23 protein-coding genes, 6 tRNA genes and 2 pseudogenes are annotated in these 21,356 nt (G+C 42.0%); 11 read left to right on the top strand and 20 right to left on the bottom strand.

Annotated elements, in window-relative coordinates; translation table 11 throughout:
* Window positions 1-177: 177 nt before the first annotated feature.
* Complete coding sequence (locus tag C9991_RS09105; protein ID WP_157949427.1) at window positions 178-798, top strand: hypothetical protein; 621 nt, start codon at window positions 178-180, stop codon at window positions 796-798.
* Window positions 799-985: 187 nt separating this feature from the next.
* On the opposite strand, the pseudogene C9991_RS09110 reads toward C9991_RS09105, so the two are convergent.
* The 3 genes and pseudogenes from C9991_RS09110 to C9991_RS09120 form a co-directional block, all read right to left on the bottom strand.
* Window positions 986-1,132, bottom strand: a pseudogene (locus C9991_RS09110) (DUF3990 domain-containing protein); the annotation flags it as partial.
* Entirely contained in the window at window positions 1,129-1,353 is a 225-nt protein-coding gene (locus tag C9991_RS09115) for a DUF3791 domain-containing protein (protein WP_106812242.1), read from the bottom strand. The gene C9991_RS09115 and the pseudogene C9991_RS09110, both read right to left, overlap by 4 nt.
* A 205-nt stretch (window positions 1,354-1,558) precedes the next feature.
* Window positions 1,559-3,646 carry an outer membrane beta-barrel protein gene (locus C9991_RS09120; RefSeq protein WP_106812243.1) on the bottom strand — a complete coding sequence of 696 codons (2,088 nt, stop codon included), beginning with the start codon at window positions 3,644-3,646 and terminating at the stop codon, window positions 1,559-1,561.
* 156 nt (window positions 3,647-3,802) lie between these two features.
* Here C9991_RS09120 and C9991_RS09125 point away from each other — a divergent pair, with 156 nt between their 5' ends.
* Window positions 3,803-4,159 (top strand): helix-turn-helix domain-containing protein, encoded by a 357-nt coding sequence (locus tag C9991_RS09125; protein WP_106810835.1) that lies wholly within the window; start codon window positions 3,803-3,805, stop codon window positions 4,157-4,159.
* A 38-nt stretch (window positions 4,160-4,197) separates the two neighbouring features.
* A pseudogene (locus C9991_RS09130) lies at window positions 4,198-5,094 on the top strand (IS3 family transposase); the annotation flags it as partial.
* Window positions 5,095-5,787: 693 nt separating this feature from the next.
* Here C9991_RS09130 and rplI read toward each other — a convergent pair.
* Genes rplI through rpsF form a run of 3 tightly spaced genes read right to left on the bottom strand, consistent with a single transcriptional unit; the run spans window position 5,788 to window position 6,931 of the window.
* Window positions 5,788-6,297, bottom strand: a complete 510-nt coding sequence (rplI, locus tag C9991_RS09135; protein WP_106812244.1) for a 50S ribosomal protein L9 — start codon at window positions 6,295-6,297, stop codon at window positions 5,788-5,790.
* Window positions 6,298-6,316: 19 nt separating this feature from the next.
* Entirely contained in the window at window positions 6,317-6,586 is a 270-nt protein-coding gene (gene rpsR, locus C9991_RS09140; RefSeq protein ID WP_007898866.1) for a 30S ribosomal protein S18, read from the bottom strand.
* A gap of 3 nt (window positions 6,587-6,589) precedes the next feature.
* Window positions 6,590-6,931, bottom strand: a complete 342-nt coding sequence (gene rpsF, locus C9991_RS09145) for a 30S ribosomal protein S6 (protein WP_106812245.1) — start codon at window positions 6,929-6,931, stop codon at window positions 6,590-6,592.
* Window positions 6,932-7,200: 269 nt separating this feature from the next.
* Between rpsF and C9991_RS09150 the strand changes: the two genes are divergently transcribed.
* Together C9991_RS09150 and C9991_RS09155 are read left to right on the top strand one after the other, a co-directional pair.
* Window positions 7,201-7,578, top strand: coding sequence for a CidA/LrgA family protein (locus C9991_RS09150; protein WP_106812246.1), 378 nt, complete (start codon window positions 7,201-7,203; stop codon window positions 7,576-7,578).
* Window positions 7,579-7,628: 50 nt separating this feature from the next.
* Complete coding sequence (locus C9991_RS09155; protein WP_106812247.1) at window positions 7,629-8,321, top strand: LrgB family protein; 693 nt, start codon at window positions 7,629-7,631, stop codon at window positions 8,319-8,321.
* Window positions 8,322-8,449: 128 nt separating this feature from the next.
* On the opposite strand, the gene rlmH is transcribed toward C9991_RS09155, so the two are convergent.
* Window positions 8,450-8,920, bottom strand: coding sequence for a 23S rRNA (pseudouridine(1915)-N(3))-methyltransferase RlmH (gene rlmH / locus C9991_RS09160; RefSeq protein WP_106812248.1), 471 nt, complete (start codon window positions 8,918-8,920; stop codon window positions 8,450-8,452).
* Window positions 8,910-9,218 (bottom strand): DUF4491 family protein, encoded by a 309-nt coding sequence (locus C9991_RS09165; protein ID WP_106812249.1) that lies wholly within the window; start codon window positions 9,216-9,218, stop codon window positions 8,910-8,912. The genes rlmH and C9991_RS09165 overlap by 11 nt, the downstream gene beginning before the upstream one ends.
* A 194-nt stretch (window positions 9,219-9,412) precedes the next feature.
* Here C9991_RS09165 and infC point away from each other — a divergent pair, with 194 nt between their 5' ends.
* The 6 genes from infC to C9991_RS09195 all read left to right on the top strand — a co-directional run bounded on the left by infC (window position 9,413) and on the right by C9991_RS09195 (window position 15,306).
* Complete coding sequence (infC, locus tag C9991_RS09170; RefSeq protein WP_106812250.1) at window positions 9,413-10,102, top strand: translation initiation factor IF-3; 690 nt, start codon at window positions 9,413-9,415, stop codon at window positions 10,100-10,102.
* A 78-nt stretch (window positions 10,103-10,180) separates the two neighbouring features.
* On the top strand, window positions 10,181-10,378 hold the full coding sequence (rpmI, locus tag C9991_RS09175) for a 50S ribosomal protein L35 (protein WP_106812251.1): 198 nt from the start codon (window positions 10,181-10,183) through the stop codon (window positions 10,376-10,378).
* Window positions 10,379-10,414: 36 nt separating this feature from the next.
* Entirely contained in the window at window positions 10,415-10,759 is a 345-nt protein-coding gene (gene rplT / locus C9991_RS09180) for a 50S ribosomal protein L20 (protein WP_004370905.1), read from the top strand.
* A 144-nt stretch (window positions 10,760-10,903) separates the two neighbouring features.
* On the top strand, window positions 10,904-12,025 hold the full coding sequence (locus C9991_RS09185; protein WP_232823291.1) for an MORN repeat-containing protein: 1,122 nt from the start codon (window positions 10,904-10,906) through the stop codon (window positions 12,023-12,025).
* A gap of 72 nt (window positions 12,026-12,097) precedes the next feature.
* Window positions 12,098-14,152, top strand: a complete 2,055-nt coding sequence (locus C9991_RS09190; RefSeq protein WP_106812796.1) for an alpha amylase C-terminal domain-containing protein — start codon at window positions 12,098-12,100, stop codon at window positions 14,150-14,152.
* Complete coding sequence (locus C9991_RS09195; RefSeq protein ID WP_106812253.1) at window positions 14,152-15,306, top strand: DUF6057 family protein; 1,155 nt, start codon at window positions 14,152-14,154, stop codon at window positions 15,304-15,306. The genes C9991_RS09190 and C9991_RS09195 overlap by 1 nt, the downstream gene beginning before the upstream one ends.
* A gap of 94 nt (window positions 15,307-15,400) precedes the next feature.
* On the opposite strand, the gene C9991_RS09200 is transcribed toward C9991_RS09195, so the two are convergent.
* From C9991_RS09200 to C9991_RS09255, 12 genes are all read right to left on the bottom strand, one after another.
* Entirely contained in the window at window positions 15,401-16,036 is a 636-nt protein-coding gene (locus C9991_RS09200; protein WP_106812254.1) for a 4'-phosphopantetheinyl transferase family protein, read from the bottom strand.
* Window positions 16,037-16,039: 3 nt separating this feature from the next.
* Complete coding sequence (gene gldE, locus C9991_RS09205; protein ID WP_444392169.1) at window positions 16,040-17,404, bottom strand: gliding motility-associated protein GldE; 1,365 nt, start codon at window positions 17,402-17,404, stop codon at window positions 16,040-16,042.
* Window positions 17,405-17,406: 2 nt separating this feature from the next.
* A complete protein-coding gene (locus C9991_RS09210) occupies window positions 17,407-17,769 on the bottom strand; it encodes a single-stranded DNA-binding protein (protein WP_106812256.1) in 363 nt (120 codons plus the stop codon).
* Between the two features lie 120 nt (window positions 17,770-17,889).
* Window positions 17,890-18,444 carry a hypothetical protein gene (locus tag C9991_RS09215; protein WP_106812257.1) on the bottom strand — a complete coding sequence of 185 codons (555 nt, stop codon included), beginning with the start codon at window positions 18,442-18,444 and terminating at the stop codon, window positions 17,890-17,892.
* 65 nt (window positions 18,445-18,509) lie between these two features.
* A tRNA-Gly gene (locus C9991_RS09220) sits at window positions 18,510-18,582 on the bottom strand.
* 11 nt (window positions 18,583-18,593) lie between these two features.
* Window positions 18,594-18,680 (bottom strand) — tRNA-Leu (locus C9991_RS09225).
* 63 nt (window positions 18,681-18,743) lie between these two features.
* Window positions 18,744-18,816: transfer RNA gene (locus C9991_RS09230), tRNA-Gly, on the bottom strand.
* Window positions 18,817-18,838: 22 nt separating this feature from the next.
* Window positions 18,839-18,922, bottom strand: a tRNA-Leu gene (locus C9991_RS09235).
* Between the two features lie 33 nt (window positions 18,923-18,955).
* Window positions 18,956-19,037: transfer RNA gene (locus tag C9991_RS09240), tRNA-Leu, on the bottom strand.
* 41 nt (window positions 19,038-19,078) lie between these two features.
* Window positions 19,079-19,151: transfer RNA gene (locus C9991_RS09245), tRNA-Gly, on the bottom strand.
* 111 nt (window positions 19,152-19,262) lie between these two features.
* Complete coding sequence (nspC, locus tag C9991_RS09250) at window positions 19,263-20,432, bottom strand: carboxynorspermidine decarboxylase (RefSeq protein ID WP_106812258.1); 1,170 nt, start codon at window positions 20,430-20,432, stop codon at window positions 19,263-19,265.
* Between the two features lie 30 nt (window positions 20,433-20,462).
* Entirely contained in the window at window positions 20,463-21,281 is an 819-nt protein-coding gene (locus C9991_RS09255; protein ID WP_106812797.1) for a Cof-type HAD-IIB family hydrolase, read from the bottom strand.
* Window positions 21,282-21,356 lie beyond the last annotated feature (75 nt).

Here is a 21,356-nt window from a genome sequence, read left to right on the forward strand (position 1 = left end):
TCCACGTAAGGCTGTAATGGATTGCATAGTTATCATATTGGCAACTTAGGAATTCATAAAGTAGACTTACCATTTGTTGTGGTTAGTATTTGTTGTAAATATAACTATTTTTTTACAATGTGTGTGTTTTTTCTTGCACTTTTTGTATATTTGCAAGCGTTATAAACAAATATCGATATGAAAAATCTAAAATCTTTCGTAGGACTTGTATTAGTTCTTTTTGCATCATTATTTTTTGCATCATGTAATGATGACGTAGAGGAAACAATGGAGCAAGAATGGGCTCATGTATTGGACAATCATGGAGTTGCGTACTCTTTCAGTGACAATGGAAACTGCTTTGGTGATGGCGGTGGCATAGGCCAAGCGGACTTTAACAAGATGTTCATTGGGCATGGATGGAAGCACTATGCCACATGGGAAATAGACAAGAACGGCAAAAGAAAGTCTGCTGAATATTACAGCAACATGTTAGGCTTAGCTCCAGAAAATTACTATTTTGATAGTGACACGAAACTGACAACGTATTATCGTTCAGACATTTCCGGTGGTGCTGTAAAGAAGACGGAAGTTGCTTATACATTTAATGGTAGGTACAATGGTACGTCGCGTACAGTTTTGTTGCTTGACAACAACGAATACATCCAGATAACGGGATGGACCCTTGGTGCTCAACCAACTTTCTGCATGGTTCATCCGTTGGGAATAGAAGCTGATGGAACAACCCTCTATGGTGTCTCTTTATATGTGCAGATGACAGACAAAGAACTGAAGGCTATGCAGGATAACGCTAAATAACAATATCGGTCAAGCAAAGGCAAACCAATGAATGGTGCTCTTTGCTTGACCGATATGGCACTTTAAACACTAATAATTGATATTGTTTAACAAATCTTTCCGTTCTTAATTTCACTATCTAAGAAAGATAATACATATCTTGGACTTTGATAATAAAGTCCTGTCTTGTCATCCATCACCTTTTGATAAGTATCAGAATTTTAATGTTCGCCATATTTTTGGCTTGTTCAAAATCTGCTGAAAGATAAAAGCCACATCCAAAATCTTTATTGGGCTTAGACTTGGATATATCTATTTTATCAAAGTCAATATTTGTACCATGATATAGTTTCATTGCAATCCGCCTCCTTTCTTATGGCAATATTCAGTTATATCATCAACCATTGATTTGAAAGACTGAGTATGTACATAGTCGTAATGCTTATCCAAGAATGCCATACCTTGGTAACGGTTGAGATAATTGAACGCTTGCTTCATCGTTAGTCCGTGTTTTCGACCGAACTCCAAAATGAAGATCATAATCCAATCTAACTTGTCGCTTATTGTATATGCCATATCAAATATCTAATTTTATAATGTAGCAAATTTACAAATAATAATTGAGATTTTCATTCCAACCTATTTATTTTTCTGATAATTATTCGACAATGCTGTTTCGGGTGCTTTTTTATTGCCGTGCCTTTCTATGTTGCAGCAAACGTAAAAGATACGATAACTTTAAAGAACTGCATATATATTGGAATTGTTGTCTTCTTATTGCTTAGTGTCCCATGCGTGATGTATCCACTTCCTTTACTGTCTTCTCCTTGTAGCCACCAAACTTATAGATAACTGCAAAGGTGACAGACGCCCAGTTGTAGTTTATCTTCATACGGTAGTCTTGGTTGCCTTGTACTGAACGGGTGTCGAACCGATTGTTGAAGATGTTGCTGCCATTTAGGCGCACGCCCCATTTACCGTCATGCGACGACCATTGCAGTTTGGCATTCATTCTGAAGACAGGACTTATGTCGTAAACACCTTGTATGGCCTTAGTCTGATAGAAAGGATTCAGAATAAGACGCAAGTCCTGCGTGCTGCATAGTTTTACGGATGCAGTACCTCCAAGTATAACAGACAGTTTCTTGCGATTGAACGGCAAGTCGAAGAAATTACAGCTCTTGTCGTGCTTGTAGGTTCCTACTGCAAACACGTTGCCGTTGAGCCATTTGCCTGCACTGAATATGGCAGATGCTTGTAGTCCATAACTATTGGAAAAGTCGAAGTTGGTTTCCTTCATTATCACAGCCATGCGGTCTGTGGTCTGATATGGCAACTGAACGAAATAGTCGGGCTTCAGACTTGCAAAAGCCATGAGCGTATAACGTCGCTTTATCTGCCACATAAGGTTGACATTGTAATAAGAGAAGGGTTTCAAATCGGGATTGCCATGTATCTCGGTGTATGTGGACGAGTAGAACACATTGCTCATAGTTGACCAATAGCTCGGGAACTCGGAATTGGAGCTAAATGATAGATTGAGCAAATGGTTGTCGTTGACGTTCCACAAAGCATTGAGCGTAGGATATACGCGCCATTTATCCCATACGGGCGAGTGATATTGCTCGGCAGCAACAGATGCTTCAAGACTAAGGGCCTTGTTTATCTGCTTGCTGAAACCGGCATATATATTCCATATCCGCTCGTTATTGTCCACGCTGCTTGTTCCATCAGGCAGGATGGTTCCATCCTTATCTATTGTGGTCTGATAACTCTTGTTGCTTGTGAATTGCCCTTTCACACCATACGACAATCCCCAACCATGTGACAAAGAATGAGTTTGGTCGGCAGTGAACATCCATTTGTTGATGGTCTGCTCACTGCCGCTTGTTAGGTTGCGTTCAGTTTCATTTTTGTTTTCCGTAGTTATCGTACCATCGAGGGCTTGTTGCTGAGGCGTGCGATAGTAGGTGTACGAACCGTTAAGGGTGAGTCCGAAAGGAAGCGAGTAGTTAACATCCACATTGTGCAGATACTCATGACTGTCATGATGCATTCCGCTAATGCTCGATCCTGTGGTGTTGCTGTTTGAGCACGTCTTGTCCCAGTGTCCTGTATAGGCAACGTCGAGACGATGGTTCTTGCTAAAGGCATAATTCATTCCCAGTCGGTAGTCGTGCGTAATACCAAACGACTTCTGCCCGGTTTCATCATTATAGTGTATACGATTGTTGTCAAGTGGATGATTGGCTATGCGTGAAGACTCACCGTATGAATTGCCGTTTACATATTTATATTGTGCGTCAAGTCCAAACTTGCCTCTTTGCAAGGAAAGATATAAATTACCACACTCATTGGCGTATTTGTTTTGCCGCATGCCACCAATGATTTGTCCCGAAAGCTGATTGGTACCTGCGTAGTCTTTCGTAACGATGTTGATAGCCATGCCACGCACATGATAGCGGGCAGGGGCTGAAAGCATCACTTCGGCTTTAGCCAACTGTGCGGCTGGCATTGCCTTAAGGCGCTCTGCCAGTTGCTCTTGTGTCAATGTGGTGGCTTGTCCGTTGACAATCAATGTTACCTCATTGCCCGAGAAGGATATGTTGCCAGTGGCATTGCTGACACCAGGTATGCGTGTCAATGCCTCATAAGCATTGTCGGCAGGCAACTGCTTCAATAGCAACGGCATATTGTACGACAGCATACCACGTTCTGCCTTGACAATAGGGCGCGATCCTTTTACCATCACTTCAGGAATATTGTGCATCATATTTTCCATAGTGAGCGAATCTTTGGTGGCGTTGTCTTGTGCGTTGGCAGTTATGACAGCCGCAACGAGAAGACCAGTAAGTAATAATCTGTTCATCTTAATTAGCTTTTTGTTTTGAATATAGTCCCCACAAATGTAACTAAAATTTATGTAAAAACACGTGCAAACGTCAGATTTATTTTGAGATAATTCTGTTTGATATTAATAATTGTCTTTTTGTAAATATGGTTGACTCCCTAAAATGTAAGTGAAATGAAAAAATCATTAGAAGAGACATTAAAGGAAGTTGAATTAAGCAAGGAGATTTATCGTCTTTATGCTTTAGAACACCTTACAATGATTGAAATTTCTGAAAACGTTGGTATTGCTCCTAGCAGCGTTCACCGTAAAATTCGTACTTTTGAAGCCGAAAACTCAGAATTGGCAGAAAAAATGAGTAAAAAAGGTAAAGAAATCATTCCTGAGGACTATAAGCAACTGCTTCAGGAAATAGCAGAGCTGAAGAAGCAAGTAAAATCGGAGCGCCTTCGTGCAGACTTCTATGAAGAAATGGTAGCCTTTGGCAAGGAAGTCTATGGTATTGACTTAAAAAAAGCTGGCACCAAGTAGCAAACAGGCTTCACACACGAGATGGCAAACTCTATCCAGTCATCTCGATGTGTCGGTTACTTGGTGTAACCAAGCAAGCCTATTACAAACATGGTGACAGTTCCATGTTAAAGGTTGCGCAAGAGGCGTTCGTTGTAGAGTTCATCAAAGGCGTTCGCAAGAAAGACCCAGGTATTGGCGGCAATAAGCTTTGGTTCATGTACCAAAGGCAATTTGGCGTATCCAGAAGTGTTGGCTACAACCGCTTTTATGACATTGTCGAGAAATACAACCTTAAGGTACGAAAGGTAAAACGTAGGGTGAAGACAACAGACTCCGCCCATGACCTTCCATTGTATCCTAATATTGTTAAGGATTTGCTTCCCAGCCGTCCATGCCAACTGATTGTCAGTGACATAACGTATATACCATATTATCTCGACCCCGAGAGCGGTGAGTACAAGTTCTGTTATCTTGCCCTCATTACGGACTATTATACAAAGGAGATAGTCGGGTATAGTGTCGCTCCAACGCTAGAGTCTATTCATGCCATAGAAGCCCTTAAGATGGCTTTGGATTACTACAAAGGAAATGACCTTAGCCAACTGATTCATCATTCTGACCGTGGGGTTCAGTATGCAAGTTACCAATATACTGGTTTGCTCAAGCAATACAACATACAAATCAGCATGACGGAAACAGGCAATCCCAAGGACAATGCCGTTGCAGAAAGAGTCAACAATACTATCAAGAACGAGCTTTTGAAAGGCATGTCGTTTACTTCTATATCAGAGGTCTTGGTGGCAGTAAAGGCTGCCATCCGCTTCTATAACGAAGAACGTCCACATTTGAGTCTTGACGGCTTGACCCCTCGTGAGGCTGCAAAGAAAAGAGGCGAGATTGATAAAAGATGGATAAGTTACAGAGAAAAAGCGATAAAAGCTAAGGTTGCTTAGAATCTTTTTGTATCTTTGCACCACCAAGGAACTACGTGATGGTTTAAGCCACCAACGTAAAAAGTTTGAGTTGGGCATCGAGCCCAACCCAAACTTACCAAGGAAGCTACGCTCAGGATTATCCCCCAACATGTTTCTTTGCGGAGATATGAAGGGTAATTTTATTTGTGACTATAGGCATAAGTAGTCAACTATAAGTATGACTAAAATTAAATAAGTCAACGTGAATTATAAATAAGTAATAACTGAGTCAANATTATCCCCCAACATGTTTCTTTGCGGAGATATGAAGGGTAATTTTATTTGTGACTATAGGCATAAGTAGTCAACTATAAGTATGACTAAAATTAAATAAGTCAACGTGAATTATAAATAAGTAATAACTGAGTCAACTTGTATTATCAATAATACTTAGAGTGGTCAACTAAAATCGTTAAACCACACACGGAACGGCCATTCGGTGACACGGAACGGCCATTCGGTGTCACGGAACGTACATTCGGTGACACCGAACATAAACTTGAGCCATGTATTTATAAAATATATAACGGTTGTTCTTGGACAATAGAATTGGACAATAGAATAGGAGAGAGTGTAGGGGGTAGGGTGTATGTTGTTGGAATGTCGGTATAAAACAAAAAAAAGAGGAGAACAAGATGTCCTCCTCTTTATTATATACAGTTGTAATATAGATTACTCTGCTGCAGGTGCCTCAGTTGCAGGAGCCTCGGTAGCCTCTGTTGCAGGAGCCTCTACCTTAGCATCCTCAGCTACTACCTTAACAGGAACCTTAACCTCAACCTCCTTGTGGAAGTGGATTGTAGCCTCAAAGTCGCCTACGTGCTTGATATCGCGCATTGTGATGATCTTGCGATCAACCTCGATGCCCTTCTTACCAAGCTCAGCAGCAACGGTAGCAGCGTTAACCGAGCCGTAAGTAGCACCAGTAGCGCTAACCTTAGCTGTGATAACGAGCTCTACACCATTGAGTTCCTCAGCCTTCTTCTCAGCTGCAGCCTTGATAGCTGCGAGCTTGTGAGCCTGCTGCTTCAAGTTCTCAGCGAGAACCTTCTTTGCTGATTCAGATGCGATTACACCTTTGCCCTGGGGAATGAGGTAGTTACGGCCGTAACCACTCTTTACATTAACGATGTCGTTCTTGTAACCCAGTCCGATAATATCTTCTTTAAGTATGATTTCCATTGCTATTCCTCCTTAATAATTATTTCATCAAATCGGTTACGTAAGGAAGCAAAGCAATCTGGCGAGCACGCTTAACAGCCTGTGCTACGCGACGCTGATACTTCAAAGATGTACCTGTGATACGACGTGGAAGGATCTTACCCTGCTCGTTCAAGAACTTCTTGAGGAACTCAGGATCCTTATAGTCGATGTACTTGATACCGCTCTTCTTGAAACGGCAATACTTCTTCTTGCGTGTGTCCACTGAAGGTGGAGTCAAATAGCGAATTTCTGATTCTACTGCTGCCATAATTTAAGCCTCCTTGTTTGCAAATTTGTTACGTCTCTTCTCAGCATACTGTGCAGCATACTTGTCGAGCTTAACTGTCATGTGACGAATAACTTTCTCGTCGCGGCGATAGCCAGTTTCGAGAGTTTTAACGATTGTAGGCTCAGCCTTGAACTCGAGCAGGCAATAGAATCCTGTTGACTTCTTCTGAATAGCATAAGCCATCTTCTTGAGTCCCCAGGTCTCCTCGTTCACGATCTCAGCACCATTGTCGGTGAGGAGCTTCTTGAACTTTGCGACCGCTTCCTTCATCTGTTCATCAGACAAAACGGGAGTCAAAATGAAAACGGTTTCGTATCGATTCATTGTTTGTGAAAAATTAAAAATACTTTGCAAAATTGCGGGTGCAAAGGTACTACTTTTATTTTATACTGGCAATGGTGTGAATGTATTTACTTGTTTTATTTAACGTTTTTTACTAAAGAATTGATGTATAGCAATAAAATATTTGTATTCTTGAATTATATTTGCTTGTTTTTGGGCTGTTTATCTAAAAAATGTCTACCTTTGCAGTTGGATAACTCTCCGTATAGTATTATTAATAAAGGTATTTAAAAATTGTTTCTGGGATTATGATGATTCGTCAGTTGGCTATCATTTTCGGGTGTCTAGCGCTGGGTGAGCTGGTAATTTATCTCACTCATATTCCGCTGCCTTCGAGCATTCTGGGTATGCTCTTGTTGACACTCTTGCTTAAGCTCAAGGTTATACGCCTGGAGTGGGTGCGCAGCATTTCCGACTTCTTGGTTGGTAATATAGGTTTCTTCTTTGTTCCGCCAGGAGTGGCTGTTATGCTTTACTTCGACATTATCAAGGCTCAGCTTGTGCCTATTGTTGTTGCTTCGGTTGTGTCTACTGTACTTGTGCTTGCCGTTACGGGTTGGGTGCACCAATGTTATGGCAAGGCTAAGGACAAGGCTCATGATATGTTGAAGCATGACGATAAAGCCTAATGTCTTATATATAATGTATTATTATTAATAATGTAAAGCAAGTAGATAATATGGAATATTTCTCTAACGATTTTTTTCTGATAGCCTTGACGTTTGGCACTTATTTCTTGGGCAAGTTGTTGCGCCGTCTTACCGGTTGGGTAGTGATGAATCCGATATTGATATCGATAGCGTGCATCATTGCATTCTTGAAAATTACAGGCATAAGCTACGAGACATACAATCAGGGTGGCCATATGATTGAGTTTTGGTTACGTCCTGCAGTAGTGGCTCTTGGTGTGCCTCTCTATATGCAGTTGTCCACTATCAAGAAGCAGCTTACACCAATTGTACTTTCAGAGTTGGCAGGTTGTGTGGTTGGTATTGTTTCGGTGGTTTGGATAGCCAAGGAACTTGGTGCCTCAAGGGAGGTTGTATTGTCGTTGGCGTCAAAGTCGGTAACTACACCTATTGCAATGGAAGTAACAAAGGCAGTTGGTGGTATACCGTCGCTTACAGCAGCTGTAGTGGTAGGTGTTGGATTGCTTTGTGCCGTATGCGGTTATCGCACAATGGGCTTTGCACGTGTAAAGACGCCCGTAGCTCAGGGTTTGTCAATGGGAACGGCAGCTCATGCCTTAGGTACGGCAACATCTATGGACCGTAGTCAGGTGCACGGAGCTTATGCCAGCCTTGGACTTACGCTTAACGGTATATTCACTTCGCTGCTTACTCCATCTATAATTCCGCTGATTCTTGGTTGATAGCCAGGTTTGTGATAAAAAGACAAGAGTCAGGATTGATGCGCTTCGCTTCAGCATGTTGGTATTCTTGCTGATTCGGTATCGGGCATAAATCCTGACTCTTTGTGGTTTGTCGTGGCAAGTGTGTGCTATTCGTGATGGTAGCTTTCACCTTTTATAATGGTGCAAGCACGATATAGCTGTTCGGTGAAGATAAGTCTTACCATTTGGTGCGAGAATGTCATCTTGGATAGTGAGATGAGTTCATTGGCACGCTTGTATACAGCTTCGGAGAAACCATAAGGACCTCCGATGATAAATATCAGACGTCGTGCAGTCTGTTGGCGCTTCTCAAGCCATGTAGCCATTTGCAAACTGGTGCGTTCGGCACCTTTCTCGTCAAGTAATACCACTGTGTCGGATGCTTGAATGAGTTTTAGTATCTGTTCACCCTCCATTTGCTTCTGCTGTTCTTCCGACAGACTCTTGGTGTTCTTAATGGCTGGAATGGTGGTTATGCCAAATGGCATATAGTGTGTAATGCGCTCTGTATAGTCGTTTATGCCGTTGACGTATAGCTTGTCATTGGTCTTGCCTATCAGTATAAGTTCAGTCTTCATAATCTTTCTTTCGCTTAGGGTTCATAGGGAACCATCCCTTTTTTACTCTTTGTTTCTGCTCGAATATCTCGCCAATGCTCCACAGGCATGATGCGCCACATACCCCCAATAGGGCAGATGCTATAACGTTGGCCACAAACATTGCGCCTAAGATGAGCAACAGGCCTGATATAAGGAATATCCACCAAAGACGTGTACCAAAATAGTATTCTACCTTGATGACGATAGGATGGAACAATCCTATAATAAGAAATGTGCTAACGGCTATTATTAAGCCGGTGAAATAAAGTTGATCCATGTGTAACGTGTTTTATGAGTGCAAAATTACTTAAAAACATGCAGAAAAGCACGTTAATATGAAGAAAATCATGGGGTAGGGAGCAAAAAAGAGGATAAATATTTTGTCAACCAAGTTAAAATGACTACCTTTGCACCCGCTTATAAAAGCAGCTAACGCTTTAAAAAATATAGCTTTATCACAAAAATAGTTTAATGAAGAATGACAAAATGAAAAACCAGTACCGCGTGAACGAGCAGATTCGCGTTAGGGAAGTACGTATAGTGAGTGACGGTGAATCAACTGTTATGCCTACACGTCATGCTTTGGACATGGCGAGAGAGCAAGGTGTTGACCTTGTAGAAATATCCCCCAATGCCCAACCACCTGTTTGTCGTCTCATAGACTATAGCAAATTCCTCTATCAGCAGAAGAAGCATGCCAAGGAGATGAAGGCAAAGCAGGCTAAGGTTGAAGTGAAGGAGATTCGTTTTGGACCTCAGACTGATGAGCACGACTACAACTTTAAGTTGAAACATGCCCAGGAGTTCTTGAACGAGGGCAATAAGGTTCGCGCTTATGTATTCTTCCGTGGTCGCTCTATTCTCTTTAAGGAGCAGGGCGAGGTTCTATTGCTTCGTTTTGCCAACGACCTTGAGGAGTATGCAAAGGTAGAACAGCTCCCGAAGCTCGATGGCAAGAAGATGTTCCTTTACTTGGCTCCTAAAAAGGCCGGTGTAGTAAAGAAGAGTCAGCAGAAGGTAGACCGTGAGAAGCGTGAGGCAGAGGCACGTGCTCCGAAGCAGAACGTAGATGCTGCAGATGCTGTGCCAGCAAACGGCGGACTTCTTGCTAATGCAAAGGTAAGCCCTGAGGCGCTTAAGGCTCTTAAGGGAGAAGAATAAGACAACATGATAAAGTGTGCGTAACGCCCTGGTATATGCGTTGCCACATATAATAATAATAATTTAAAATTAAAAAAAATGCCAAAAGTTAAGACTAACTCCGGTGCAAAGAAGAGATTCCGCTTTACCGGAACAGGTAAGATCAAGCGTCATCACGCTTTCCACAGTCACATTCTGACTAAGAAGACAAAGAAGCAGAAGAGAAATCTCCTTGGTGAGACTATCGTAGACCGTTCAAACTTGAAGCAGGTTCGCGACTTGCTCTGCCTCCGTTAATTTTATTAGTCAAACATTTAAAGGAAAAAGAAAACTATGCCAAGATCAGTCAATCATGTTGCTTCTAAAGCAAAGAGAACAAGAATCCTGAAACTCACCAAGGGTTACTATGGTGCACGCAAGAATGTTTGGACCGTAGCAAAGAACACCTGGGAAAAGGGTCTCACATATGCATACCGTGACCGCCGCAATAAGAAGCGCAATTTCCGCGCATTGTGGATCCAGCGTATCAACGCTGCTGCTCGTCTTGAGAACATGAGCTACTCTACACTTATGGGTGCTCTTCACAAGGCAGGTATCGAGATTAACCGCAAGGTCCTTGCTGACCTCGCTGTTAACAACCCTGAGGCTTTCAAGGCCATCGTTGAGAAGGTAAAATAAGTCAATCTTATTTTTATATAGGAGGTAGTACCAATGGTATTACCTCCTTTTTTTGTCTTTTTATATAAAAATCCTAAATTCATTTTGCTATCTCGTTTTAATTTGATAATTTTGGAGGTAATTACTTCATAATAACAAGAAAACGTGAAAAATCATATATTATCAGCATTACTCCTGTTTATAGTGTCGGCTCATGTAAGTGCCCAGAAAATAACTCTTGGTTCGTGCACAACGCATGACGGAGGACAATATAAAGGACAGATGCAATCGGGCAAGCCAAGCGGCAAAGGTACTACCATATTTAAGAATGGTGACATTTTTGAAGGCGAATATGTTAAGGGCAAACGCCAAGGACAAGGTGTGTATACATTCTCGGACGGAGAGAAATACGATGGAGAATGGTTCCAAGACCAGCAGCATGGATATGGTACTTACTGGTTTCTGAACAATAACAAGTATGTTGGAATGTGGTATCGTGACTATCAGCAGGGACATGGTGTGATGTACTACTATAATGGTGATAAGTACGATGGCTATTGGCAACAAGACAAACGACAAGGCAAGGGTAAGTATACGTTTGCTGGTGGTGCTTTCTATGATGGTAATTGGAAGGATGACCAGAAGTCGGGTAAGGGATTCTTTGCTTGGGGCGATGGTACAACATACGATGGTATGTGGCTTAACAACCAACGTTCGGGTAAGGGTACAAACAAGTATGCCGATGGAGATGTGTATACAGGCGATTGGCTCAACGATATACAGAACGGGAAGGGTGTGTACAAATTTCAAAACGGTGATGTATACGAAGGTGCCTATGTTCAAGGCGAACGCACTGGCGAAGGTATCTTCAAATATAAGAATGGCGACAAGTATACTGGCCACTTTAGCGAAGGCAACAAGGATGGTCAGGGTACTTTCGTGTGGAAAAATGGCGACATGTATATAGGTGAGTGGAAGAACGACCTACAGCATGGACGTGGCAAGCTTGTTAAGAAAAGTGGTGATGTGTTTGAAGGCGACTTCAGAAACGGAAAGGTAAATGGCAATGTTATTATCCACTTTGCTGATGGCTCCAAGTTTAAGGGCATATACAAGAATGGCAAGCGAAATGGAGCCGCAATAGAAGAATCGAAGGACGGTAAACGCTTCGAGGGATCGTATGTGGACGGACTACGTGATGGCTCGTTCGTAGAGAAGGACCGTAATGGACAGATTGTGAAACGTGGACATTACGAGCACGGTAGATGCTTCGAAGATAAAAACTAATGGCTGATTGTGGCATACACAATGGCTGCATATATAACCGAAAAATCTCAAACAACAATTAAAATATCAATTATGGCTACAAAAACGAATAAAAGTCAGACTGTTGCAAAGAAACCTACTGTAAAGCATATAGGTTTGGTTAAGAATGATGGCTATCTTGAGCCTTATGAAGAGGCAATAAAGGGTCGTCACGACCATGCTTTGTGGAAGCTGAACGCTCTAACTAACAATGGAAAAAACAAACTAACTGATTTTGCAAATGGATATAAATATTATGGTTTGCATAAGACTACACGCGGATGGGTGTTCCGCGAGTGGGCTCCTAATGCAACTGAGATATACCTTATAGGTGACTTTAACGGATGGAAAGAAACCGATAGATATAAGGCTAAGCGTATTGCCGGAACCGACAACTGGGAGTTGAAACTGTCAGAAAAGGCCATTAAGCATGGCGACTTGTATAAGATGCATGTTTATTGGGAAGGTGGTGATGGTGAGCGTATACCGGCTTGGGCAACACGTGTGGTGCAGGATGATGTAACAAAGATATTCTCGGCACAGGTGTGGAATCCAGAACCATATGCATGGAAGAAGAAGAGCTTTAAGCCTAATAAGTCGCCGCTACTTATATACGAATGCCATATCGGTATGGCACAGGATGCAGAGAAGGTGGGCACATACAATGAGTTCCGCGAGAATGTGTTGCCTCGTATCAAGAAGGATGGCTACAACTGTATACAGATAATGGCTATTCAGGAGCATCCTTATTATGGATCTTTTGGCTATCATGTTAGCTCGTTCTTTGCAGCGTCTTCGCGTTTTGGTACACCTGAGGAGCTTAAGGCACTTATCGACCAGGCACATAAGGACGGCATAGCTGTTATTATGGATATTGTCCACTCGCATGCTGTAAAGAATGAGGTAGAGGGATTGGGCAACCTTGCAGGCGATCCGAACCAGTACTTCTATCCAGGCGATCGTCATGAGCATCCGGCTTGGGATTCGCTCTGCTTCGACTATGGCAAGGACCAGGTAATTCACTTCCTCTTGTCTAACTGTAAGTATTGGCTTGAAGAGTTCCATTTTGATGGTTTCCGTTTCGACGGTGTAACATCAATGCTTTATTATAGCCATGGACTTGGTGAGGCGTTCTGTAATTATGGCGACTACTTTAACGGTCATCAGGACGACAATGCTATCTGCTATCTTACACTTGCCAACCTCCTTATACATGAGGTTAATCCACAGGCTATAACCATTGCCGAGGAGGTGAGCGGTATGCCAGGATTGGCTGCAAAGTTTACTGACGGTGGTTATGGATTCGATTATCGTATGGCAATGAACATTCCAGACTATTGGATTAAGACAATCAAGGAATTGCCAGACGAGGGTTGGAAGCCAAGTTCTATCTTCTGGGAAGTAACAAACCGTCGTTCGGACGAGCGTACAATAAGCTATTGCGAGAGTCATGACCAGGCACTTGTAGGCGACAAGACTATTATCTTCCGTCTTATCGACTCGGATATGTACTGGCACTTCCGTCGTGGCGACGAGAACGACCGTGTATACCGTGGCATAGCATTGCACAAGATGATTCGCCTTGTAACGGCTTCAACAATAAATGGCGGTTACCTCAACTTTATGGGCAATGAGTTTGGACATCCCGAATGGATTGACTTCCCACGCGAGGGCAATGGATGGAGCCATAAGTATGCACGACGTCAGTGGAATCTGGTAGATAATCCAGACCTCGACTATCACTTCCTTGGCGACTTTGACCGTGAGATGTTGAAAGTGTTGAAGCTTGAACGTAGCATACAGAACAAACCTGTGCAGGAGATATGGCATAACGATGGCGACCAGATATTGGCATATATGCGTGGCGACCTTGTCTTTATCTTCAACTTCAGCCCGACACGCTCGTTTACCGACTATGGTTTCCTCGTGCCAACAGGCTCGTATGATGTTGTCCTAAATACAGACGCAAAGATGTTCGGTGGCAATGGACTTGCTGATGATACGATGACGCATCTAACAAATTATGACCCAGCGTATGTCAACGAACATAAGGAATGGTTGAAACTCTACATTCCTGCACGCTCGGCAGTAGTATTAAAGAAAAACTAATGAGCAAAGGATTTGCATTAAATAATCAGGATACATTGGTGCGTGTTGCGTGCACGTTTGTGTTTTCATTGTTCGCATTCTTCTACCTGTATTACTTTCAGGCTGATTTGCTTACAGTGACGCAACATGTATTGTCGCAAGGACAAACACACTACAACCACTTTATAGGTGCGATACTGATAACATTGGTGTTGCTGTTTGTACAGGTGGCTACGGCAAACTTGCTTAAAAAGGTAAAGATGGCATGGGCTTTTACGTTCGTGCCATCTGTACTATGTCTTATAATGCTTACAGATGTACACCCGGTGCTGAACGAGAGCAAGCTTGAGTTTGGTGCAGGTGTTTATCTGTGTCCCATTGCGTTAGTGGTATATCTACTGCTTGTGTGGTTGGCTCATTCTACAGGCATGACGGCAGCATTCAATTCCTTGGACTTTAAGATAGTGCGCCGTTTATGGGCTAATCTTGCAGTATTGTTCTCGCTGATGGCTTTGGCATGCCTATGTGGTAATAACGATAGGGTGTATCATGTGCGTATACATGCCGAGCAATGTATATTGAATGGCGATTTTGAAGGAGCATTAGATGCTATCAAGCATTGTGACGAACCTGACGAGAATCTAACGATGCTTACGGTTTATGCATTATCGCGCAATAAACAACTTCCAGAGAGTCTGTTTGAGTATCAATTGAAAGGTGGCTCCAAGGCAATGATGCCTAATGGCACAACAACAAGGTTCGAATTGTTGCCTGATACGTCATTCTATGCTTATCTTGGTAATTGTTACAGACAACGTATGCAGACAATGCATTACCTTAATTACCAAAAAAGGCATAAGAGAATGAACAAAGTGACGGCCGATTATATGCTATGTGGATACCTGCTGGATAAAAAGCTCGACTTGTTTGTGAGGGAAATAACAAAGCACTATGCTGTAAATGACTCGGTTTCGCTGCCGAAGCATTATGAAGAGGCGCTGCTACTGTATACCCATCTGCACTCCACACCATACATTATTTATAAGAATGATGTATTGAATGCTGATTTTCAAGATTTTCAGAAGCTTGAGAACACCATTCTTAGTGCACAACGCAAAACAGCTTTGCGTGATACGTATGGCAATACGTATTGGTATTATTATCAGTATGAGTGATGGAATTGGGTATTATGTTTGTTGGGTTAAGTAAACAATGTATCGGATAATAAAAAAAAGCAACAATAGCTAATGACTATTGTTGCTTTTTATGTTAGTACTTTTTGCAATAAGTAAGCACGAGGTTATTGTCTAATATGTAGTTGATGCGTATAACTTCTTCATTCAGAAGATTCTTACAAGCAAATTCACCTTTATCTTTTATATTTCCTATATAGCTCGCTTTCATGTTTTGGAATGTAAGTGATGTATTCGAAAATAGTTTGTATAATGTTTCCTTTGCACACCAATATAAAAGCAGTAGAGTGGAGGAGGGTGTTAGTTTGTTTATGTCCTCCATTTCGTCTTTGCGTAAGAAACGTGAAGCTATACGTTGTACACGGTCGCTATGGTATTCAATGTCTACCGACACTTGCTGTGTGGTAGAGACAATAACGCTTACATAGCCTTTGGTATGACTTATACTTATTTTATAGTTAGATGGCTTGCCACATATAGAGATGAATGGTTTGCCAGAAGACTCGTGCTCGATAACAAAATCGTGTCTGCCTATCATCTCCCTTAAAAGCATATACACGGCAGCTGTCTCTTGCTGTCTTGTTGTGCTCTTTTTTTGCAAATCCTTACATATTGCAGTAGGACAAGCTTGCTCTATTCGAAGGTCAGCATCAATGCTGTAAAGTCCCAACTGCGTATGCTGGTCGATGTCCTTAATATATATGGTAGACATTATTTAGTGCTTGTTGTTGTCGTCCTTACTGTTTGGCATATGCTTCACCTCATGTACGATAACCTTGATGCGGCTAATGCGACGTCCTTCTATCTCAGCAATCTCAAACGAATAGTTTTTGTATTCAATCTTCTCGTGTATGCTTGGGAAGTCGCCCTTAATCTCCAGCAATAGTCCGGCAAGAGTATCTGCATCTCCCTCAACGTCAACAAACTCTTCATCATCGATGTTAAGGATCTTGCAGAAGTCAGACAGAAGAGTTTTGCCTTCAAATATATACGTATTGTAGTTGAGCTTTGTATAGAATTTGTTCTCTTCGTCGTATTCGTCGTTTATCTCGCCAACAATCTCCTCAAGGATATCCTCAAGCGTAACAAGTCCGCTTGTGCCACCAAACTCGTCGACAACAATAGCTATGTGTATCTTGTTCTCTTGGAACTCGCGCATAAGAGCGTCAATTTTTTTAGTTTCAGGAACAAAATATGGAGGGCGCATCAGGCTTTGCCATCTAAAGGTTGAAGGCTTGGACAGATGCGGCAATAGATCCTTAATATATAGAATGCCACGAATGTTGTCGCCATTCTCTTGGTATACTGGGATGCGGCTATAGTTGTTCTCGACAATACATTCGAGCACTTCAGCAAAGGTAGAGTTGATGTCAAGACCAACAATATCCTGTCGGCTAGTCATAACCTCCTTGGCTGTTTCGTCGCCAAAGCGTATAATACCTTTAAGCATATTCTGCTCGTCCTTTATGTCGTTCTTGTCGGTCAGGTTAAGAGCCTGTTCAAGATCATCGACACTAAGCACATGATTTTCCTTCTGTACCACCTTTTCGGCAAGAATACCGCTACGCAACAATATGCTTTCTATAGGCCAGAATATCTTACGGCAAAAACATATTCCGTTGACACTTTTTCTACAGAAACCTAAAGGATTCTGTCGACTGTATACTTTAGGCATTATTTCGCCAAAAAGGAGCAATAAGAATGTGAGAAGTACGGTGAGAGACAAGAATTGCAACCAATAGGCTTTTGCGCCAAAATGAACTATATGACCAAATATGTTGTTGCACAACATAATGATGGTCACATTAATAAAGTTGTTGGTGATAAGTATTGTTGCCAGTGTACGTTCGCTATCTTCGCGCAGTTTCTGAATGTTCTTGTCGCATGTTGTCTTCTCCTGGCTTATTTCTGCAATGTCTGCAGGTGATAGGCTGAAGAAAGCTATCTCAGAACCACTTGCAAATGCCGATGCGCCCATAAGCAGCATGGTGAGCAGAATGGTTAGAATCACTCCGATGGTAGGTGCTACAAAGTGAACGTCGTTTAAAGAGTCGAGTATAAAAGATAGGTATGTTTCCAATGTTATATATTTTGAGTGTTTGTAGTGGTAGGTTGTTGCTTGCTAGTAAGCATCTCCATGTTGTCGGCATAGATTTCTGTTACAAAGCGTCGTTGTCCATTCTTGTCGTCATAGTATCTATAACGAATGCGTCCTTCGATATATAGTTTGTCGCCTTTATGCACATATTTCTCTGCAACCTTGGCCAATTCTCGCCACATTACTATATTGTGCCAATCGGTACGGTCGGGCACTCTTGTTCCGTTTTGAAGAACATAGCCACGCTCAGTGGTTGCCAATGGAAATTGAGCCACAGCTTGATCGGCATCATAATACTTTACGTCAGGTTCTTTGCCAACGTTTCCTATCAACATCACCTTATTCATAATAGTAGTATTTTAGTTCTTGATTTTATAATACATGAATTTATATTATATATGGTAGCTATACAAAGCAAATAAGGGTGCCATGCAACTTGGCAGACACCCTAATATATATAATATGTGTTATTTCCACATACCTAAATACTTGTAGTGGAAGTTTTTACCCTTAGCAGATGGAAATTGTGAACGGCTGTCGACACGATCGCGCAAGTGTTCTACAATACGATTGTAGCAGTCTTGTCCCGAATTTGCCTTACATCTTACAACAAAATGTGTATCTCTGTATTCGTGCTTACCGGTAGCAGGGATGAGCATTACTCGTTTGAAGTCTAATGTTCCCTCGTACCATCCAGGACGTTCTTCATTAAGCTTCGTTGTAGCTGTAACCACCATATCATGCTTCTCTGCTGCGACAGAATTCTGTGGAGCAGGGTGCAAGGCCTTCTTCTGCTTGAAGTCAAGCATAGTGGCAGCTGTGGTCTTGATTATAATGAAGTAAACTCGGGGACGAATTTTATATCTTTTAGGGTAAAACACTTCGCTTTCAGCGTATTCACGAACATCAGCCTCAAGATTTGCATTCATACCAATCTCGGGTATAGAGCGCAAAAAATCTAACGCATCTTCTACGTTATATACTAATGTCTCTTTGTCAAAATATCTAAGATATAAATTCATTGATTAATCTTGTTATGGTTCATCAAAAGATTTTTATTTTATATAAAAATCGATATTAGAAAAAGAGCGGCAAACGAGACTTGAACTCGCGACCCCAACCTTGGCAAGGTTGTGCTCTACCAACTGAGCTATTGCCGCATTATTTACTTTGGTGAAGAGGAGGAGACTCGAACTCCCACGACACAATTGTCACTACCCCCTCAAAGTAGCGCGTCTACCAATTCCGCCACCTCTCCAACAAAGACTATTAAAATTAAGCCATATAAAGAAGGCTTAAATTAATCCATAAATAATGGATGAGCGGCAAACGAGACTTGAACTCGCGACCCCAACCTTGGCAAGGTTGTGCTCTACCAACTGAGCTATTGCCGCATTGTTTTATACATTTAATATGTGAAGAGGAGGAGACTCGAACTCCCACGACACAATTGTCACTACCCCCTCAAAGTAGCGCGTCTACCAATTCCGCCACCTCTCCGACATATTATGTATTTGCGATCTGAATAATCTGTGCCCAGAACAGGACTCGAACCTGCACGTCGTTAAACACACGCACCTGAAACGTGCGCGTCTACCAATTCCGCCACCTGGGCAATTGAAAGAGTTGCTTTCGTTCAACTTATTCAGAACATTGAGCGGCAAACGAGACTTGAACTCGCGACCCCAACCTTGGCAAGGTTGTGCTCTACCAACTGAGCTATTGCCGCATCATCTTTTGTTGATGTTTTGCTTAGTTCTTTAAAGCGAGTGCAAAGGTAGCACTTTTTCTTGAACCGCCAAAACTTTTGTGAGAAAAATTCAAGAAAAAGTGCATTTTTTTAATCCATACGATTAAAATAGTCGTTTACGGTATATTCTTTAAGTATTTTAAGCTCATTTGTGCCTTTATGTACCATTGCAATGGATGGATGAGTGATGCCATTGAACATGGTTGTCTTCACTGTGGTGTAATGATTCATGTCCTCGAATATGATATTTTCGCCTATTTGCAGTTCGTGGTCAAATCGCCAAGCCGACATAAAGTCGCCAGAAAGACAGCTGTTGGCTCCTAAACGATATGTGTATGGCTTAGAGTAGTCGATATCTTCCTCTATTGTTTCGGCTCCACGTACAGTGGGATGGTATGGCATTTCAAGGCAGTCGGGCATATGACATGAGAAGCTTGTGTTTAGAATGGCAGTTTTAATGCCTTTGTCTTCTACTATGTCTATAACTTGAGCAACTAGTGGTCCTGTTTGCCAACCGAAGGCGCTGCCTGGTTCCATAATAACTTTTAGCCATGGATATCGTTTATGGAAGTTGTTGAGAGTATTTACGAGCAACTCTATGTCATAGTCTTTGCGTGTCATTAGATGTCCGCCGCCGAAGTTTATCCACTTTATTTGTGTAAACCATTTTGCAAACTTATCTTCTATGTGTTTAAGTGTGCGTACAAATACGTCCGATCCATTCTCGCAATGGCAATGGCAATGAAATCCCTCAATAAATTGGGGTAGGGTATCTGGCATCTTGTCGGCACTTACGCCGAAGCGTGTGCCAGGTGCACATGGATTGTATATGTCGGTCTCAATCTCAGAGTATTCAGGATTGATGCGTATGCCAAAGCTTATATCATTGTTGGCTTTTTGTGCTCTGATGTGCAGTCGATCATATTGAGATATTGAGTTGAATGTTAAATGGCTTGAACATTCAGCTATCTCGTCTATCTCGTAGTCGGTATATGCCGGCGAGAATGTATGAGCCTTGCTGCCAAACTTGTCTAAGGCAAGACGGGCCTCAGCAAGTGAGCTTGCTGTTGTCGACTTGATGTATTCTCTGAATATAGGGAATGTCTTCCAAAGGGCGTAAGCCTTGAATGCAAGTATTATTTCTATGTTAGCTCTTTTGGCAACATCGCTTATCAATTCGAGGTTTCTTCTGAGTCGCTCCTCCTCAAGGATGTAAACCGGTCTGTGTATTTCTTTGTATGTTTTTATGTCAACCTTCATATAAACATCTATTATATATATAATGTAACATTAAATGTCTGTATTGTAGCAGAACTTTTGGATGGCAAATGCTACGCCGTCTTCTTCGTTCGACTTGGTAATGAAGTCGGCCTCGGCTCTTACTTCAGGTACAGCATTAGCCATGGCCACGCCAATTCCGGCAAGCTTTAGCATGGAAAGGTCGTTATATCCATCGCCAAAAGCAATCATATCGTTAGGTGTAAGGCCAATCAATCCCAATAGTCTGTTTAGTGATTGTGCCTTGTCAATGCCTCTGGGTACAAGTTCGATGAAGAATGGGGCAGAGCGGAACACGTCCATACGATTGCCTACAAGCTCGCTTAACTCCTCTTCTGCCTTTATCATAAGCGACGGGTCGCCAGTCATAAGCAGCTTGGTAGGATTTGGCTCGAGACTTTCCATAAGATTGTTTATCTTTCTTATCTGCATCTTGTTGATGCGCGACTCCTCTTTTACGTATTTGTCATCGGGCATCTCTGTTATTATTTCTTTGCCCGAATATCCAAGAAGTGCATGGCCTTTTTCCTTGGCGTAATTATATAAGATAGGTATAACGTCGTTTGGAAGATGGTTGGAATAGATCTCTTCTTTTGTTTGCCATTTTACAATCTTGCCTCCATTGTATGATAGAACATAACCGTCATACTTGTTAATTTCCAGATGGTCGGCAATTGGTGCAATGCCGTATGTAGGTCGACCAGAAGCTAATATGATGTGTGCACCATCCTTTTGTGCCTTCATCAAGGCTTGTCGTGTTATGGGTGTAACCTCTTTGTCGTGGTTTGTCAATGTTCCGTCAAGGTCGAGTGCTATTGCACGGTAGGCAATAGAGTTGTTGGTTTTGTTGGTTGTTGACATTCTACAGCTGTTGTTTTGATGTTTATAAATGTGGGTAATGAGAAA

Source organism: Prevotella merdae, from assembly GCF_900290275.1.
Taxonomy (GTDB): domain Bacteria; phylum Bacteroidota; class Bacteroidia; order Bacteroidales; family Bacteroidaceae; genus Prevotella; species Prevotella merdae.